18 protein-coding genes are annotated in these 17,889 nt (G+C 35.5%); all 18 read right to left on the bottom strand.

The features are described 5' to 3' along the window. Positions 1-525: 525 nt before the first annotated feature. Positions 526-2,223 (bottom strand): proline--tRNA ligase, encoded by a 1,698-nt coding sequence (locus SH601_RS13350; RefSeq protein ID WP_319958833.1) that lies wholly within the window; start codon positions 2,221-2,223, stop codon positions 526-528. Between the two features lie 43 nt (positions 2,224-2,266). Then, on the bottom strand, positions 2,267-3,523 hold the full coding sequence (gene rseP / locus SH601_RS13345) for an RIP metalloprotease RseP (protein ID WP_319958832.1): 1,257 nt from the start codon (positions 3,521-3,523) through the stop codon (positions 2,267-2,269). Between the two features lie 27 nt (positions 3,524-3,550). Next, a complete protein-coding gene (dxr, locus tag SH601_RS13340; protein WP_319958831.1) occupies positions 3,551-4,693 on the bottom strand; it encodes a 1-deoxy-D-xylulose-5-phosphate reductoisomerase in 1,143 nt (380 codons plus the stop codon). Between the two features lie 59 nt (positions 4,694-4,752). Then, positions 4,753-5,532, bottom strand: a complete 780-nt coding sequence (locus SH601_RS13335; protein ID WP_319958830.1) for a phosphatidate cytidylyltransferase — start codon at positions 5,530-5,532, stop codon at positions 4,753-4,755. Positions 5,533-5,546: 14 nt separating this feature from the next. Further along, on the bottom strand, positions 5,547-6,311 hold the full coding sequence (locus SH601_RS13330; RefSeq protein WP_319958829.1) for an undecaprenyl pyrophosphate synthase: 765 nt from the start codon (positions 6,309-6,311) through the stop codon (positions 5,547-5,549). A 354-nt stretch (positions 6,312-6,665) separates the two neighbouring features. Continuing rightward, positions 6,666-7,223, bottom strand: a complete 558-nt coding sequence (gene frr / locus SH601_RS13325) for a ribosome recycling factor (RefSeq protein ID WP_319958828.1) — start codon at positions 7,221-7,223, stop codon at positions 6,666-6,668. Between the two features lie 2 nt (positions 7,224-7,225). Further along, positions 7,226-7,948 carry a UMP kinase gene (gene pyrH, locus SH601_RS13320; RefSeq protein WP_319958827.1) on the bottom strand — a complete coding sequence of 241 codons (723 nt, stop codon included), beginning with the start codon at positions 7,946-7,948 and terminating at the stop codon, positions 7,226-7,228. Between the two features lie 143 nt (positions 7,949-8,091). Next, positions 8,092-8,979, bottom strand: a complete 888-nt coding sequence (tsf, locus tag SH601_RS13315; protein ID WP_319958826.1) for a translation elongation factor Ts — start codon at positions 8,977-8,979, stop codon at positions 8,092-8,094. 137 nt (positions 8,980-9,116) lie between these two features. Next, the gene (rpsB, locus tag SH601_RS13310) at positions 9,117-9,881 is read right to left on the bottom strand and encodes a 30S ribosomal protein S2 (RefSeq protein WP_319958824.1); all 765 of its coding nucleotides are present in this window, start codon (positions 9,879-9,881) and stop codon (positions 9,117-9,119) included. Positions 9,882-10,034: 153 nt separating this feature from the next. After that, positions 10,035-10,523: a DUF6115 domain-containing protein gene (locus SH601_RS13305; RefSeq protein ID WP_319958823.1), complete on the bottom strand. Its 489-nt coding sequence runs from the start codon at positions 10,521-10,523 to the stop codon at positions 10,035-10,037. 11 nt (positions 10,524-10,534) lie between these two features. Further along, on the bottom strand, positions 10,535-10,840 hold the full coding sequence (locus tag SH601_RS13300; RefSeq protein ID WP_319958822.1) for a hypothetical protein: 306 nt from the start codon (positions 10,838-10,840) through the stop codon (positions 10,535-10,537). Between the two features lie 165 nt (positions 10,841-11,005). Next, entirely contained in the window at positions 11,006-12,397 is a 1,392-nt protein-coding gene (locus SH601_RS13295; RefSeq protein WP_319958821.1) for a flagellar assembly protein A, read from the bottom strand. Further along, complete coding sequence (locus SH601_RS13290) at positions 12,390-13,178, bottom strand: FliA/WhiG family RNA polymerase sigma factor (RefSeq protein WP_319958820.1); 789 nt, start codon at positions 13,176-13,178, stop codon at positions 12,390-12,392. The genes SH601_RS13295 and SH601_RS13290 overlap by 8 nt, the downstream gene beginning before the upstream one ends. Before the next feature lie 32 nt (positions 13,179-13,210). Then, entirely contained in the window at positions 13,211-13,702 is a 492-nt protein-coding gene (locus SH601_RS13285) for a chemotaxis protein CheD (protein ID WP_319958819.1), read from the bottom strand. After that, positions 13,699-14,328, bottom strand: a complete 630-nt coding sequence (locus SH601_RS13280) for a chemotaxis protein CheC (RefSeq protein ID WP_319958818.1) — start codon at positions 14,326-14,328, stop codon at positions 13,699-13,701. Before SH601_RS13280 ends, SH601_RS13285 begins: the two co-directional genes overlap by 4 nt. 4 nt (positions 14,329-14,332) lie before the next feature. Beyond that, positions 14,333-14,800: a chemotaxis protein CheW gene (locus SH601_RS13275; RefSeq protein WP_319958817.1), complete on the bottom strand. Its 468-nt coding sequence runs from the start codon at positions 14,798-14,800 to the stop codon at positions 14,333-14,335. 10 nt (positions 14,801-14,810) lie between these two features. Then, entirely contained in the window at positions 14,811-16,832 is a 2,022-nt protein-coding gene (locus SH601_RS13270) for a chemotaxis protein CheA (RefSeq protein ID WP_319958816.1), read from the bottom strand. Between the two features lie 7 nt (positions 16,833-16,839). Continuing rightward, positions 16,840-17,889 carry a protein-glutamate methylesterase/protein-glutamine glutaminase gene (locus tag SH601_RS13265; protein WP_319958815.1) on the bottom strand — a complete coding sequence of 350 codons (1,050 nt, stop codon included), beginning with the start codon at positions 17,887-17,889 and terminating at the stop codon, positions 16,840-16,842.

The following is a 17,889-nucleotide window of genomic DNA, read 5'->3' as shown; positions in this document are numbered from 1 at the left end:
TGGTAGGCAATCGCTACGTCAGAATACTCCGCGTTCCACGGGCTTGTCTTCAACTAACTTTTCAACAAGAGCGGTTGAAAAGTGGATTTTCAGACTGCGCTTTTCCCGTAGGAGTCTCCATATTCTGCCTTCGCTTTGGTTATATTCTCTATTGGATAGGATAGGGATACTTAGATTTCATGTCCTTTGACTAAACGATTCTCTTCCGGAAATGAATCATCGTATTTCCGCTTATAAACAGCAGAACGAATCATACAGCGGAGACAAAACACGGAGACTCCAGCGGGAACAGTACGAGCTGAAGATCCACTTTGTGAAGTGGTTTTCTTCACAAAGTTAGCTGAAGCCGTACCCGTGGAAAGCGTAGTGTTTTGTCGGAGCTTTATGCCAACGCTCATCAACATTAGAATGGAAGAAAGCCTATCTCATACAGTCTCTCGCTTTTTGACAGTGAGTATTATGGTGATTGGTTGACATACAAATAGATAATTCCCTTGCCTGTGTTAGGTGGCAAGGGAATTGGTTTTATTGATGTGTATTAATTTTATTTACTAATTCTGAAACATGAAGCTCGTCTTGTTCTCCGTTGTCTCGTACTTTATACTCTACGTATCCTTCTCCTGCCCTTTTACCGACAGTTATTCTTATTGGTAGACCAATCAAATCACTATCAGCAAATTTGACACCTGGGCGTTCTTTACGGTCATCAAATAGAACAGAAATATTTTGTTTTTGTAACTCTTTGTAGATTTCTTCTGCTAACTTACTTTGTTCCTCATTTTTTGGGTTCACAGCAATTAAATGAACTTGATATGGTGTAATTTCTTGAGGCCATTTAATACCATTTTCATCATGATATTGTTCTACAATAGCTGCTAATGTACGAGAAACACCAATCCCATAACAACCCATGATCATTGTTTCTTGCTTACCTTGTTCATTTAAATATTTTGCACCTAGTTTTTCCGCATAGAACTTACCTAACTTAAAGATATGTCCTACTTCAATTCCTTTAGCAAATTTAATGATTCCTTGACCATCTGGTGAAGGGTCACCTTCCATAATAAAGCGAAGATCTTGATAAGAAGAAATCTTAAAGTCACGGTCTGGGTTAACATTTTTATAATGGGTATTATCTTCATTTGCACCAGCATAACCGTTAGTAATTGCTTCTACCGCATAATCTGCTACAATTTCGATATCGTCTGGTACATTGATTGGTCCGATAGACCCTACTTCAGCATGAAAGAGTTGTTGTACTTCTGCTTCTGTCGCTAATTCAACACTCGAAGCATCTAAAGCATTTTTCAATTTAATATCATTAATTTCATGATCGCCCCGAGATAATACTAATACAAAGCGTTCATCAACCTTAAACAATAAGGATTTAATCCCTTTATCTAAAGGTTGTCCTAAAAACTCTGAAACTTCCATCATTGTTTTATATCCAGGTGTATCAACCTTCGCTAATGCTGCTTCTGCCTCATCACTTTTAGCATACGTAACATTAACAGGTGCCATTTCAATATTAGCTGCAAAATCAGATGTATCTGAAAAAGCAATGGTGTCTTCTCCGATATCTGATAACACCATGAATTCATGCGTATCTTTACCGCCCATTGCACCTGAATCTGCTATTACTGCACGGAAGTTTAACCCACAACGAGTAAAGATGTTCTGATAAGCTTGATACATTTTTTTATATGCTTCATCAAGGCTCTCTTCATTAGTATGAAATGTATAAGCGTCTTTCATAACAAACTCTCGGCCTCTTAATAAACCAAAGCGAGGACGTTGTTCATCTCTAAATTTTGTTTGAATTTGGAAAACACTTAAAGGTAGCTTTTTATAACTTTTCACTTCATCACGAACAATACTTGTTACAACTTCTTCGTGAGTAGCACCTAATGCAAATTCTCTATCATGACGGTCATGTAGTCGCATTAACTCTGGCCCCATCTTTTCCCATCTACCAGTCTCTTTCCACAAATCGGATAACTGTAAGGCTGGCATAAGCATTTCTGCCGCTCCTGCTCTCTCCATTTCTTCACGTACTATTTTTTCTACATTTTTTAACACTTTATTTCCCATTGGCAGGAAACTATAGACTCCTGAAGCGGTTTGTCTAATAAATCCTGCTCTCACTAATAGTTGATGACTTTTGATTTCTGCATCTGCAGGTGTTTCCTTCAATGTAGGAATTAGGGTTTGACTTTGTCTCATTTTCTCTTTCACCTCAGTAATTTCATTATTCCAACACAGTATCTCACAAGAATAGACGTTGAATATCGTTCCATGTTACTACAATCATTAATAACATTAATAACGCAAATCCAATAAAATGAACTATTCCTTCTTTTTGTGGATCAACAGGTTTTCCACGCAATGCTTCTAGGCCAACAAATAGCAATCGCCCTCCGTCTAGTGCAGGCAGTGGTAATAAATTAATGATCCCTAAATTGACACTTAATGCTGCAGTCCACATGATAAAGTTCATAAATCCTGTTTTAATCACTTGATCTGTCGCATCATATATTCCGACTGGTCCAGATAACATATCGATCGAAAACTGACCTGTTACTAATTTCCCTAAATTAGTTAAAATCATCGTAGACCAGCGATATGTTTCCTCAAAACTATATCCAATACTACGTACAAAAGATTTCTCAGATGCTTGTGTAATACCGACCTGTCCAATATCTTCCTCTGGAGATTCAATTAAGGCTGGGGTTACTTCAACAGCAATCTGTTCATCGCCACGTACAACAATCATATCCAGCGTTTGATTTGGTTTTGCTCTAACAATCTCCTGAAATTCTTTCCACTTACTAATACTTTGTCCATCGATTTCAATTACAGTATCGCCTGGTTCAAAGCCAGCTTCTTGAGCTGGGCTATTATCAGCTACTGAACCTACACGCATCTCTTCAACAGGGACACCTTGTATGTTCGCTAAAATACAAAACAGGACAACAGATAAGACAAAATTCATAAATGGTCCAGCAAATAATTGTAAAGCTCGTTGCCCAACTGTTTTAGATGCGAATTGGCGATCATATGGTGCTATTTGTGTTGCTTTTTCATCCATGATAAAGAACGCTTTTTCGTTTACGCGGAGGGAATATTTCTCTTCATCATTTATTTCATAACCTTCAATCGTTAATGCGTGATCTAAATCAATTTTTTCTACTTCTATTACTAATGCATCGGGATGCTTCGATTTGTTATTAACGATAATTTGGTTTACTTCTCCAGCTTTATTAAAAGTTAAACCAATATGTTGTCCAGGTTTAATATCAACTATTTCAGGATCATCACCTGCTACACGAACATATCCTCCCATCGGAAGTAATCTAACCGTGTACAATGTCTCGTTTTTCACAGTAGAAAATACTTTAGGTCCAAAACCTATCGCAAATTCTCTAACTAACATTCCCGTTTTTTTGGCAACATAGTAATGACCAAATTCATGAACAAAAACGAGCAGTCCAAACATTAATATAAAGGCAATTACAGTTGTCAATTAGAGCACTCCTTCCCACATACGTTCTCAATATTTTTCATACAATTTCTTTCTAGTCTCTGCATCGATTGCATTAATCGTATCTAAGTCTGGATTCTCTATGATTTTATGACTTGTCATTGCTTGTTCAATCACATCTTCAATCTCCAAGAATGTAATTTTTTCACGTAAAAATAAGTCTACTGCTGCTTCATTAGCTGCGTTTAATACAGTAGGTAATGAGCCACCTTTCTCACCAGCATGATATGCAAAAGCGAGGCAAGGGAACCTATCCATGTCCATCTTAGCGAAATGCAACGTAGAAAGTTCTACTAAATCAAGACTTTTAGAAGCCGAGAGTGGCAAACGGTTTGGATAAGTTAATGCATATTGGATAGGCACACGCATATCAGGTGTTCCTAATTGGGCAATGATACTCTTATCAGCATATTCAACCATAGAGTGAATAATACTCTCCTTATGTTGAATAACTTCAATTTTATCGTAAGGAATATCAAATAGCCAATGAGCCTCTATTACTTCTAACCCTTTATTCATCATTGTGGCAGAGTCAATCGTAATTTTAGCCCCCATACTCCAATTAGGATGGTTTAGTGCATCTGCAACTGTAACACCTTTCAACTGTTCTCTTGTTTTGTCACGGAAACTGCCACCAGATGCAGTTAAAATGATTTTGTTTATATCTTTACGAGATTCACCGTTCAAGGACTGAAATATTGCCGAATGTTCACTATCGACTGGTAATAAATCAACACCGTAGTGCTTAGCCGCTTCCATCACTAGATGGCCTGCAGTTACTAAAGTTTCCTTATTTGCAATAGCAATTTGTTTTTTATGTTTAATAGCAGTAAGTGTCGCACCTAAACCTACACTTCCCATAACAGCATTTACGAGTACATCTGTTTCAGGGTCAGCACTTACCTCTTCCATGCCTTCTTTACCGACTAAAATAGTAAGCTGATCCGTATGTATGGATAATTCTCTTCTCGTTTGCTCATCTTGCACCACAACTTTTTTTGGTTTAAATGCTTCAATAATCTCCGTTGCCTTGTCCACATTTTTACCAAAAGCGATTGCATATAAATTAAATTGCTCTGGGTGCTCCTTAATAACATCAATCGTTTGTAGACCGATAGAGCCTGTAGCTCCAAGTAAAGTAATATTCTTCATAATGGCTGCTCCTACTTCTAAGTAATAATACAAACACGATAATTATGCTCAAGCACTTATTAAATAAATTGAATAAAATGTAGTAACGGAAATACAAATAACCAACTATCAAATCGGTCTAAAATTCCGCCGTGACCAGGTAATATTTTACCAGAATCCTTCACATCAAAATGACGTTTTATCGCAGATTCGACAAGATCACCAATTTGAGCAAAACTAGACGCTAAGATAGTAACAACTATCACTAAGACCATAGAATGATGTACTTCAAAGAAATATTGAAATACCATTGCTACGATGCTTGCTACTATAATCCCACCGACAGCTCCTTCAACTGTTTTATTTGGACTAATTTCTGGCCAAAGTTTATTTTTCCCAAACGCTCTTCCAAAGAAGTATGCTCCTGTATCCGTAGATAATATCACAAGAATAGCATAAAACATATAAACGAGTCCATTTTCAACGTCACGCGTTTGGGTAAAGTAATAAAACCCTAATCCAACGTAAATAGACGCTAAAATAAGAAACCCAGCATCTTCAAAAGTAAATTTGTTCTTTACTAGCACTGTATACCCTAAAATTACTAAAACGAAAATCATCAAAAACTCTAGACGAGTTGTAAAGAATTGATAATCGTGTGGGAACATCAATGACCAAAGTAACAGAACTCCTAATATTGTAGGGATTGGATACTTTGTCATTCCTCTCATATGTAATAGCTCTATTAACCCAATCGTAGCAATTAGGTACATAATTATTTGAAAAGGTAACCCACCTAAAAAAACAAATGGAAAGAATACCAATATAGCAATTATCGCCGTAATTATTCTCGTTTTCATCTTATTTTCACACCTTATATTCCACCATAACGACGTTTTCTATTTTGAAAATCGTTGATAGCTTTTTCGAATTCTTCTGCATTAAAATCTGGCCAAAGTGTATCAGTAAACCATAATTCTGTATATGCCGATTGCCAAAGCAAGAAATTACTTAAGCGTAATTCTCCACTAGTTCTAATTAAAAGATCTGGATCATTTATATGTGATGTATATAAATGCTGACTAAGGGTATCTTCTGTAATCTCTTCGATTCCATACTTGCCATCTTGGACATCTTGACAAATTTCTTTAATAGAACGAATCATCTCAAAACGGCTACCATAATTAAGAGCAATATTCAGAATCAAACCAGTATTCTCTGCCGTTTGGTCTTTCGCTTTCGTAATGGCTGCTTTTGTATTCTTAGGTAAGTCCTCAAATTCACCAATTGTTTGGATACGTACATTCTCTTCTACTAGCTCTGGTAAGTAATGTTGTAAAAAATCAATTGGCAATTTCATAATGTACTCCACTTCCGTTGATGGACGTTTCCAATTTTCCGTTGAAAAAGCATATAATGTTAATACTTCTACTTGTAAACTGTTTGCAGCTTTTACAATTCGCTTCACATTATCCATGCCTTCACGATGTCCTGCAACACGTGGTAAGCCCCTTTTTTGCGCCCATCTACCATTACCATCCATAATGATAGCTATATGCTTTGGTATATTTTCAAGCACTGTGTTAGATAAATCCACAGTGTCCTCCTTATTTTTAAAGGGAAGTTTAAACAAACGCATAATTATCCTCCATCATTTGAAAACTCGCAAATGCTTGAACTTTAGCAACTGCGCCAGTTTTTCTTTACTTCATGTCTTAAAAATTGCTTAACTGTAGTATCTTAGTGCTGTGTTACAGATTAGAAACTATATATCATCAAGCAAAAGTCCGTAAAATCCCCTTTTCAAAGTTCATATGGTAACAAGGAAACTTAAAGGGGGGATAAACAGACACTAACTTTCTGATAAGTTTCGCTAATAATCAGTGGGAGTTTAACACACCCACTGATTCAAGTTTCATTTTATTAAAGTGGAAAAACCCTCTTCTTATTAAGAGGGCTTCTACACTCAATATATATTCTACCTTTTTTTTGCTTAGACTTCCATAATTTCTTGTTCTTTTTCTTTTGTTAATTCATCAATCTTCTTAATGAATTTGTCTGTTTCAGTTTGTACATCGTCTTGGTATGCCCTTAAATCATCTTCTGTAAGGTCGCCATTTTTTTCATCTTTTTTAAGTTGATCATTTGCATCACGACGTACGTTACGAATTTGTACTTTCGCTTCTTCTGCGTATTTACCTACTACTTTTACTAATTCTTTACGACGTTCCTCTGTTAATGGCGGGATACTAATACGAATCACATTACCATCATTGGAAGGTGACAGGCCAAGGTCTGCTTTTAAAATAGATTTTTCAATCTCTGCAACCGTTGATTTATCAAATGGTGTGATTACTAACAAACGCGCCTCTGGAACAGAAATAGATGAAAGTTGGTTTAGCGGTGTTAATGCACCATAATACTCAACTTGTACACTATCTAAAATTGCTGGGTTAGCTCTACCTGCTCTAACAGTAGCTAAGTTTTTAGAATATGCTTTTACTGTTTTATCCATTTTCTCACGAGTTTCATTCATTACCTGTTGAGACATAATTAATTCCCCCTTATAATCGTTCCAATATTTTCGCCAAGGACAGCTTTTTTGATATTGCCTTCCTCAGAAATTGAGAACACATGCAATGGTATATTGTTATCCATACATAGTGTGGATGCAGTGGAATCCATTACTGCTAATCCTCCATTAAGAATATCTAAATATGTTAGTTCATCATATTTCTCCGCATTCTTATCGATTTTCGGATCTGCTGTATAGACCCCATCAACATTGTTTTTGGCCATTAAAATTGCTTCTGCTTCAATCTCCGCAGCTCTTAATGCTGCAGTTGTATCAGTAGAGAAATATGGATTCCCTGTACCTGCTGCAAAAATAACGACGCGTTTCTTCTCTAGATGTCTAATCGCTTTACGACGAATATATGGTTCAGCTACTTGACGCATCTCAATTGACGTTTGTACACGTGTAGGAATTCCTACATTCTCTAAGCTGTCTTGTAAAGCTAGTGAATTCATTACTGTTGCAAGCATTCCCATGTAATCAGCATTGGCACGATCCATTCCCATTTCACTACCTACTTTACCGCGCCAGATGTTACCACCACCAACAACAACTGCGACTTCTACACCTAATTCCACGATATCTTTCACCTGTTTTGCCACAGATTGTACAATAGTTGGTTCAAGTCCAAAACCTTGTTCACCGCTCAAAGCTTCACCACTTAATTTTAGAACAATTCTTCTGTAGTTAGCAGTAGCCATAATTACCTCCATATATGTAAATATTATAATAAAAGCATGGATTTCTTCCAAGTAAAAAGTAAAAATAATTTCCTGCTGTTCTGTTTAAATTATATTACTTTTCAAAGAATGAGGGACACTAAGTGCCCCTCATTTAAATAAGATTATTTTTTGTTTACTTGGCTCATTACTTCTTCAGCAAAGTTATCTTCACGTTTCTCGATTCCTTCGCCAACTTCATAGCGAACAAATGATTTAACAGAAGCATTGCTGTTTTTCACGATTTGTTTTACTTTTTGGTCAGGGTCTTTAACGAAGCTTTGTTCTAATAAAACAATTTCTTCGAAGAATTTATTCAAGCGACCTTCAACCATTTTTTCAACGATATGTTCTGGTTTACCTTCGTTCAATGCTTGCGTTTTAAGTACTTCGCGTTCTTTTTCTACATCTTCAGCAGAAACTGAATCACGAGATAGATATTTAGGGTTTACAGCAGCTACGTGCATTGCAACATCTTTCGCCACTTGCTCATCATTTGTTCCTTCAAGAACTGTAACAACACCGATAGAGCCACCCATATGGATGTATGCACCGAATGCGTCATCATCAGTTTTAGTGAATAATGAGAAACGACGTAGTGAAATTTTCTCACCAATTTTAGCAATATTAGAATTGATGAATTCTTCTACTGTTTCACCATTTCCGTTAAACGGTTGTTGTAAAGCTTCTTCCACTGTCTCAGGTTTTTGAGAAAGGATGTGATTAGCAATTTCTTTAGCCAATGTTTTAAATTGATCATTTTTAGTAACGAAGTCTGTTTCACAGTTTAATTCTAATAGCACTGCTTCATTTCCAGATACTTCTACATGTGCAGAACCTTCTGCAGCGATACGATCTGCTTTTTTCGCAGCTTTAGAAATACCCTTTTCACGAAGAAAATCAATTGCTGCCTCAATATTTCCGTCTGTTTCTGTTAGTGCTTTTTTACAATCCATCATTCCCGCACCAGTTTTTTCTCTTAATTCTTTTACTAGTTGTGCTGTAATTGCCATTAGAGATTCCTCCTTAAATATCTTATAAGTAAGAAAAGCGAAAAATTAGTCAAACATTGATAGCTATCCGCTTTTTTTGCTTTACTTTCTGAAAAAAAGGTGATAAAAGGTCTCCCTCTTATCACCAAAACCTTTAATTACTCTTCTACAGATTCAACAGTAGATTCTTCTGTAGCTTCTGCTTCTGGAGCAGCTTCTTCAGCAACTTCTTCTGTTACTTCACCTTGTTTAGCTTCTAAAATAGCATCTGCCATTTTACCAGTAAGAAGTTTAACAGCGCGAATAGCATCATCATTCGCAGGAATTACATAATCAATTTCATCTGGATCACAGTTTGTATCTACAATACCTACGATAGGGATGTTTAATTTATGTGCTTCTGCAACAGCGATACGCTCTTTTCTTGGGTCAATGATGAATAAAGCATCAGGGATCTTAGTCATTTCTTTAATACCACCCAAGAATTTATCTAAACGTTCTTTTTCTTTAAGAAGACCTACAACTTCTTTCTTAGGAAGCACTTCGAAAGTACCGTCTTCTTCCATCTTCTCGATAGCTTTCATACGGTTAATACGTTTTTGAATAGTATCAAAGTTCGTTAATGTACCACCTAACCAACGTTGGTTAACGAAGTACATTCCTGAACGGATTGCTTCTTCTTTAACTGACTCTTGTGCTTGTTTTTTCGTACCTACGAATAAAACAGTACCGTCGTTTTCAGCGATTTCTTTAATGAAGTTATACGCTTCTTCAACCTTTTTCACTGTTTTTTGTAAGTCGATAATGTAAATGCCGTTACGCTCAGTGAAGATATATTTCTTCATTTTAGGATTCCAACGGCGTGTTTGATGTCCGAAATGAACACCAGCTTCTAGTAGTTGTTTCATTGAAATAACTGCCATGTTTTTTTCCTCCTGTTAATTGGTTTTTTTTCCTCCATTTGCTTCATATGGTTCAAGGACTAAAAATTAGCACCACTCGTACCTTCCGCAAACGTGTGTATTTAACACCGAAAATAAATATACCATAATGTATATGGTCAATCAAGCAATATTTCATTTTTTTTGTTGAAATTTCAATAAAAGTGCTATTTCTGTTTTACCTTTATCTAATTTCTTTGCGATTTCTTCTAACGTATATCCTTGTTCTTGTAAATGAAGTGCAGTCGCAGTAGTCGATTTTTCTACTACATCTTCCACATTTTCTACATCCGTAATTGGTTGAAAGTTGTTTGTTGATTTATCTGGCGTTTCCGATATTGGTTGAGGTGAAGTTTTTTCAACGAAGGACTGTTTTTGTTCGTTATTTGTTGAGTTTGCTTCATTTTTCCTTTGCTGTAACTGTTCGATTTGCTTCACAAAGTTAGCATTTTCTTCTTTTAATTCTACTAAATAAACTGCAAGTGTATCTTCCATATTTTTTATTTGTTCATTAATATCTGAATCATTCACTCTAGTCTTATCATGATTCACTTTCATTTGTCTGATAATCACAAATGTTATGATATGTATAATAAAACTAATCATTAATAATATATATATCATCTATTTACCTCTTAACCATTAAAGTCTACTCTACTTCCCAAGAATGGGTGTCTTATATACAGTTGTTTCCTATCATTTACCAGCTTTTCTTTTTCTTGTTGTAATGGAAGTGTTTGATTCTTCTTTTTATTATTTTTTAATTGTTCGCTCGCCTTCTGCTTGATAACTTGTGTTCTTTTTCTTGCTTCACTATTCAGTATAGATTGTGCTAATTGATTTTGCTCCATTCTTGCTTGTTGCTGAAGATGATCTTGGATCTTACCTGCATCTTGCGTTCTAGGTATAGCAACTTGCATTTCTACAGCTTTCCAGCTCATAAAGCATAACCTCCAAATGAAAAATCATCATTGCACTATATAAACAATATACTAATATCCAAGCAATCTAGCAATCATTTTCAAAAAAAGCTAACGAGGGAGTTAGCAATCGCTTCTCTATCACTTAGCTTTTTTATTACAACTCGGCGCTATATAACAGAACATTTACTGTGATAAAGTTTGAATTGTTACTTCTTTTTCATCTAGGTATGCTCTAAAATAATGATGCTCTTGATTTAATTTTCGTTTATATTTTCCAAAGAGCAATTCTACATTTTCATAGGATCTTCCTTTTACAATCAGCTCAAGTCCTGAAAAATTACCTATTTCGAACTGTAATTCGTTTAATTCTTCTTCTACTTGTAATAAGGCCTCTCTTGTCTTAGAAAACATGTTTCGTTGCTTCAACAAAGTTATTCTTTCCTTCGATGACAGGCCCCCAGAAGATTCTTTTCTTTGTTGGAGTTGATAACCTAGGTTTCGAAGCTTTTGTTCATTTTCACTTAACTCTTTTTGTTTTACTTTTAATTCATTTACTCGATCCATAATACTTTTTTGAATTCCAAATGCTAATTCTGTTTTCGTATTAGCCGGATTTCCTACATTTTTCACTTCAATCACTTTGCCAGCAGAACAACTTCCACCAATAATACTACCATTTGTACAGTAAATACTTTGCTGTGCAAAGCAATTAGAGTGCATAATAGATTTCTTAACAATCAGATCTTGACCTGCAGTCACATCTGCTTGATTGATATAACCAACTTCAATACTACCTTTTGCCGTTACATTAGCATTATCCATACCTGCTATACCTTCATTAATGACAATATTCCCTCCAGCATTTACTTGCGCTGATTCAACTATCCCTTGAATGGTCACATCGCCTTTGGCATCTACTTGATAACCAGAAGGGACACTCCCTTTAATCCATACAGAACCATTAAATTTAACATTACCTGTTTCTAGTGATAAATCACCTGTAATTTCGTACAATGGGAACACACTTATCACACGTTCTCCAACCGATAATTGTCCACTTGTCGCTGCAATAAACGTTTTGTCTTCCTCATTAAATAAGACACCTTCACCCGATTTACATGTTAATTTTTTTCCCTTTTTAGCCTTCAAAGGTCTGTTAAAAACATCTCTACCAGCTTTTCCGTCTGTAGGTGGTATTAATTGTGCTAATATGTCTCCTTCTTCTACCATAGGGATTTTCACTACATCTCTAAAGTTTGTTTTCTCTTTATCTGACAATGTTTGATCCGTTGATTGTTTGAGAATCAATTTACCATTAAGCCCATTTTCAGCCTCTGCACCTTTGGCAATCACAAAATTACTAGTTTCTTTTAATTTTTGTTTCCAATCAAAACTTGCAAAACTTGTAATACCAAAAGATACTTCATAACTATCCAATAAGCGGATAACATCCTCTTCCGTAATTTCTTCTAAACCATCTACATCTTTTAAATATATAGAGGCTGTTAAACGGCTTTTTTCGATATGAATATCTATCTTTTTTTTAATTTCTTTTATCTCTTTTTGTTCACTCATGATCAAGCCCGCCTATCCGTTTATTTTCAAATAAATGACGAATTTTCACTATAGCTTGTTTATGAATTTGTGAAATTCTTGAAGTGGTTAAACTTAACACTTTACCTATTTCAGTGAAAGTTAATTCTTTATCATAAAATAAACTTAACACCATCTGTTCGTTTTCTTTTAATTGATCCATACATTGTGATAATTCCAAATAGTTTTCACTACGCACAAGATACTGCTCAGGTAACACTTCCCTCTCATCTGGAATAAGGTAACCAACACCTTCTCGTGTTTCCTCAGAACCCGTTTTATTTTTTTCTTCCATTGACAGCAGATTAGCGAAGAAACTATCCTTCAGTGACTCCTGAACCTCATCGGTAGTACATCCTAAATATTCTGCAATTTCAGTAGCAGTAACTTCTCGATGATGGGACTGTTCTAGTACTTCAATTGCTTGATCTATTTTTTTTACTTTATCACGCGTTGTGCGAGGTAACCAGTCTTCTTTTCTAAGCCCATCAAGAATTGCACCTTTTATTCTAAAGGAGGCATAAGTATCAAACTTTAAATCTCGACTTCTATCAAATTTTAAAATCGCATCATATAAACCAAAAAGCGCCAAACTTCTTACATCATCCTTGTTAACACTTTTGGGTAAATTAACAGCGATTCGTTGGACATGATATTGAACAAGATACATATAGTTTTCGATTAATTCATTAGCATTTCCCTCACTTTTGTCTTCTAACCATTTATCCCATAAGCTTTTCTCTATCATTATATCTTTGACCATCGAATCACCTCTTTCAAACATTACCGTGCTAATTAAATTTGTGTAACTCCACTTTTCACCGTTCTAACTTCTAACATACTTGTATAAATGTTAAACTCAATTGTCCTTCCCTTGTCACCACCTACGTCTTGTGCAATAACAGGTATATTATGTTCCTTTAATTTATTTAGTACAGCCTCTACATTACGCTCTCCGATTTTGAGCATATTATTGTTAGACTGAAAAGAAAACATATGTGCACCACCAGCTATTTTTGCCTTTAACCTAGATTTACGAGTTCCCTCAGACAACAATTGATCTAATAATAAATCAATAGCGGTATCTGCGTATTTCATTGGGTTAGTTATTCCTTTACTAGATGTTGTAGAATCCGGAAGCATCACATGTGCAAGTCCTGCAATAGACTGTTCATAAATGACAACTCCCACGCAAGACCCTAAACCTGAAGTCTTTAACAGATTAGGTATTTTAGTCACTTTTAAATCGGCAATACCGACCTTTTCGACTGTTTCTATAGTTGTCATTCTACTTCGACTCCTAATGCTTGAAATATTTCATCAAAAGAGTCTGGGTCAGGTAATAAAAAGAAATGACCTTTAATCGATTCTTTAGATTGTTGTACTTCTTCTTCAATTGTTGTATCAATAATAATCGCATAATCATTCTCTTGCGACATTTCAAGTAGACCTTGCATTAAAATAGCTGCCGCCATATCGATGGCTACGTTAGGTACCGTTGGTTGCATATTGATAGACGTAAAATCAGATAAGGCAGATAAATAGGAACCAGAGAGGATATTTCCTATTTCTGATATAGCGGAAATCGCTAATTCGTTTTCCTCTAAGTTATCAGCAGTAGCACCCGTTAACTCTGTTACTAATGAACTTGCTTCTTCCGGCGATAAAACAAAAAACATATTACCAGGCGCATCACCTTGGATACGTAAAAACACACTAACGATGACTTGCTCTGGACCACCTACATACTCCATTAATTCATTAAATCCAACCACTTTAATTGCAGGGACATTCATATCAATTTTTTTGCTTAATAAGCCGGAAAGTGCTGTAGCAGCATTTCCAGCTCCAATATTGCCTACCTCTCTCAAAACATCTAAGTGCTGACCTTGTAACTTATCTAACTCTGCCATTTATTTACCCTTCCATCTCATATGCGTTATTGTGTGATTTTTGTGATAACACTTTATTTAAATCTAAAAGCATAATGAGACGTTTATCCACTTTGATGACACCATTAATATAATCTACATTAACTGTACCGATTACTTGTGGTGCAGGCTCAATAGCGTCCTCAGGAATTTCTAACACATCATATGCAGCGTCTACAATAAATCCAACATCATATTTTTCATGATGAACAATAATTATTCTTGTACTTTCCGTATAATCTGCAGCTGTTATTCCAAAGCGTTCACGTAAATCAATAATTGGAGTTACAACACCACGAAGGTTAATGACACCTTTTACAAAACTTGCTGTCTTTGGAACTCGTGTGATTTGTTGCATTCTTTCAATCGCTCCAACAACTTCAACAGGAATCGCATATTCTTCCTGATCTAATTGAATGATAATCGATTTTTGACTGTTCAGTACTTCTTCCATGCTATCCCTCCTAGTTTATTAATGAATTCGTATCAACTATTAAAGCAACTTGACCATCACCTAATATAGTCGCACCAGAAATAGCAAACACATCACCTAAATAATCACCTAATGATTTTAGCACTACTTCTTGCTGACCGATGAATGTATCAACAATAAGCCCTGCCATCTGGTCACCTTTACGAATAATAACAACCGATGATAAATCATCTTCATGATTTTCTGTCGGCACTTCAAATACATTCTTTAAGTCGATTAATGGTACTACTTTTCCTCTAAAGTCGATTACTTTCTTATTATGAGCATTTAAAATATCGGCCTTATTAATTATTGCTGTCTCAATAATAGATGACAGTGGAATAGCATATGTTTCTTTCTGTACTTCTACTAATAGTACAGAAATAATAGATAATGTAAGTGGTAATTGAATCGAAAATAGTGAACCTTTTCCTTCTTCTGATTCAATCGTAATAGTACCACCTAGTGATTCAATCGTGTTCTTCACCACGTCTAAACCTACTCCACGGCCTGATACATCACTAATTTTATCTGCAGTAGAGAATCCACTAGACATAATTAATTGAAATACTTCTTTGTCGGTAAGCTTAGGTGCTTCTTCAGCAGTTACAACACCATTTGAAATCGCCTTATTCAACACTTTTTCTTTATTGATACCTGCTCCATCGTCAGATATCTCGATAAAAACATGATTTCCACTATGATATGCTTTAAGTAATAAGCGTCCTTCTTCGTTTTTACCTAAGGCTTTTCGCTTATCTGGTGTTTCAATACCATGGTCTAACGAGTTTCTAATTAAGTGAACAAGAGGATCACCAATTTCATCAATAACCGTTCGATCTAGTTCTGTTTCTGCACCGACAATTTCTAAGTTTATCTTTTTGCCTAAATCTTTAGAAAGTTGACGAACCATACGTGGAAAACGATTAAACACTTGTTCAATTGGTACCATTCTCATATTCAAAATAATGTTTTGTAGATCACCCGAGATTCTAGACATTCTTTCTACTGTTTCTTGTAGTTCAGTATGTTTTAAATTAGCCGAGATTTGCTCTAAACGTCCCCTATCAATAACAAGCTCTTCAAATAGATTCATCAGCCCATCAAGTCGGTCGATATTGACACGGATCGTTTTACTAGCAACTGCTTTTCCGTTTTTCTTTTTATCTTCTTGTTGTGTTGGAGTAGTTTCATTCGGTGTATCAGCATTTTCTTCTTGCTGATTCTTTTCAACCTCTTGTGAAACTGTATTTTTTCGTTCGAAAGTGGCTATCTCTACACTCGCAATTTCAGACACCTTCAAGATTTTTTGTTTAATTTCTTCTGGATCCTCTTTCGTTACTAATAACACATTAAACTGAAGATCGAAATTCTCTTCTTCAAGTTCTTGCACCGTAGGAACAGATTTAATCACTTCACCAACTTGTTCTAATACTTCAAAAACCATATATACGCGAGCTGCTTTTAATAAACAATTCTCACTTAATGTGACGGTTACTTGTAAGTTTTCAAACCCATTTTCCTTAGATTGCTCTAAAATTGTCCACTCGAACTGATCTAATTCAGCGAATTGTGATGGACTTTCCTTTACTTCCTCTACAACCTGTTGTTCCTTATTGGTAGGAACGGGTTGTTCATTTTTTTCAATTGCTAATAATATATTGACTAATTCTCGAACGTCAGAAGCTCCATCCCCACCTTCCGAAATATCAAGAACCATTCCTTCTAACTGATCAACCGCCTGAAAAATAACATCAATAATATTTGTTGTAATATTAATTTGATCATTCCGGATCGCATCAAGTACATTTTCCATCTTATGCGTTAAATCAGCCAAGTCTTGAAATCCCATGGTTGCAGCCATACCTTTTAATGTGTGCGCTGACCTGAATATCTCCCCGACTGTATCCATATTATTAGGTTCATTTTCTAAAATTAATAACTGATCATTTAATGATTGGATATGCTCCTTACTTTCTTCAATAAATACTTCAAGATATTCACTATTTTCCATCCGTATTTCACCTCTTCGTTGGAATTTTTTGTATTAATACTTCACTTATTCTATCGAGATCTTCTACATAGTCTACTAGACTAGTTTTTTCTGCTGCTTGAGGCATACCATATACGACACATGTTTCTTCCGTTTGAGATATTGCAATCGTTCTCGGATGTTTTTGTTTGAGCTTAACTAATCCATTAGAACCATCTTTACCCATGCCTGTTAAAATAACTGAAATAGGTTGACAATTTGCAATGGTGGAAACTGATTCAAATAACACATCTACAGCTGGTTGATGTCCATTAACTGGTTGTTCCTCCTTTACTACTGCATATAGGCTAGAACCTCTTTCAACCACTCTAAATTGTTTACCACCAGTAGCTAGATAGACTGTACCTTTTACAATTAAATCGCCATCCTCTACTTCTTTCACATTTACTTTTGATAACCTATTAAGTCGATCAGCCAATGATTTTGTAAAACCTTTTGGCATGTGTTGTACTATTACAACCGGAGCTGGAAAACCAGCAGGTAATTTAGTAATAACTTGTTGCAAAGCCCTAGGTCCACCAGTAGAAGAACCAATTGCAACGATAGGACGATTCGATGTGATTGGCTTATAGTTTTTTTCTTTTATGTAAGTTTTCCGCTCTGGTTTCAATGAGTAATTAGCATTAGATGCATGCTCTATCTTCGCTATTATTTCACGTTCAATATCAGCAATATCTAGTGAAATCGAACCGGAGGGCTTAGCAATAAAATCTACGGCACCTAAAGACATCGCTTCAATCGTCTTATCTGCACCTGCTTTTGTTAAACTTGATAACATAACAACAGCTGTTGGAGCTTTTTTCATTATCTCTTGTAATGTAGAGATACCATCCATTACAGGCATTTCGACATCTAAAGTTACTAAATCCGGTTTTAACTCCATTACTTTATTAATCGCATCTTGACCATTTCTAGCTGTGTCGATTACCTCTAAATACACTGAATTATTAATGATATTGGAAATCATTTTTCTCATGAACGCTGAATCGTCAACTACTAATACGCGTTTTTTTGTCAT

The organism is Gracilibacillus pellucidus, from assembly GCF_033949965.1.
GTDB classification, from domain to species: Bacteria; Bacillota; Bacilli; order Bacillales; family Amphibacillaceae; genus Gracilibacillus; species Gracilibacillus pellucidus.
This window is presented reverse-complemented; position numbering and strand designations above follow the sequence as displayed.

What these genes read in the sequence shown, in the direction of transcription:
- tsf (WP_319958826.1), bottom strand. Translation starts at nt 8,979, where the DNA reads ATGGCAATTACAGCACAACTAGTAAAAGAATTAAGAGAAAAAACTGGT.
- SH601_RS13330 (WP_319958829.1), bottom strand. Translation starts at nt 6,311, where the DNA reads ATGCGTTTGTTTAAACTTCCCTTTAAAAATAAGGAGGACACTGTGGAT.
- SH601_RS13290 (WP_319958820.1), bottom strand. Translation starts at nt 13,178, where the DNA reads ATGGTCAAAGATATAATGATAGAGAAAAGCTTATGGGATAAATGGTTA.
- SH601_RS13275 (WP_319958817.1), bottom strand. Translation starts at nt 14,800, where the DNA reads ATGGAAGAAGTACTGAACAGTCAAAAATCGATTATCATTCAATTAGAT.
- SH601_RS13270 (WP_319958816.1), bottom strand. Translation starts at nt 16,832, where the DNA reads ATGGAAAATAGTGAATATCTTGAAGTATTTATTGAAGAAAGTAAGGAG.
- SH601_RS13305 (WP_319958823.1), bottom strand. Translation starts at nt 10,523, where the DNA reads ATGATATATATATTATTAATGATTAGTTTTATTATACATATCATAACA.
- SH601_RS13295 (WP_319958821.1), bottom strand. Translation starts at nt 12,397, where the DNA reads ATGAGTGAACAAAAAGAGATAAAAGAAATTAAAAAAAAGATAGATATT.
- pyrH (WP_319958827.1), bottom strand. Translation starts at nt 7,948, where the DNA reads ATGGCTACTGCTAACTACAGAAGAATTGTTCTAAAATTAAGTGGTGAA.
- SH601_RS13335 (WP_319958830.1), bottom strand. Translation starts at nt 5,532, where the DNA reads ATGAAAACGAGAATAATTACGGCGATAATTGCTATATTGGTATTCTTT.
- dxr (WP_319958831.1), bottom strand. Translation starts at nt 4,693, where the DNA reads ATGAAGAATATTACTTTACTTGGAGCTACAGGCTCTATCGGTCTACAA.
- SH601_RS13350 (WP_319958833.1), bottom strand. Translation starts at nt 2,223, where the DNA reads ATGAGACAAAGTCAAACCCTAATTCCTACATTGAAGGAAACACCTGCA.
- SH601_RS13280 (WP_319958818.1), bottom strand. Translation starts at nt 14,328, where the DNA reads ATGGCAGAGTTAGATAAGTTACAAGGTCAGCACTTAGATGTTTTGAGA.
- SH601_RS13265 (WP_319958815.1), bottom strand. Translation starts at nt 17,889, where the DNA reads ATGACAAAAAAACGCGTATTAGTAGTTGACGATTCAGCGTTCATGAGA.
- frr (WP_319958828.1), bottom strand. Translation starts at nt 7,223, where the DNA reads ATGTCTCAACAGGTAATGAATGAAACTCGTGAGAAAATGGATAAAACA.
- rpsB (WP_319958824.1), bottom strand. Translation starts at nt 9,881, where the DNA reads ATGGCAGTTATTTCAATGAAACAACTACTAGAAGCTGGTGTTCATTTC.
- SH601_RS13300 (WP_319958822.1), bottom strand. Translation starts at nt 10,840, where the DNA reads ATGAGCTGGAAAGCTGTAGAAATGCAAGTTGCTATACCTAGAACGCAA.
- SH601_RS13285 (WP_319958819.1), bottom strand. Translation starts at nt 13,702, where the DNA reads ATGACAACTATAGAAACAGTCGAAAAGGTCGGTATTGCCGATTTAAAA.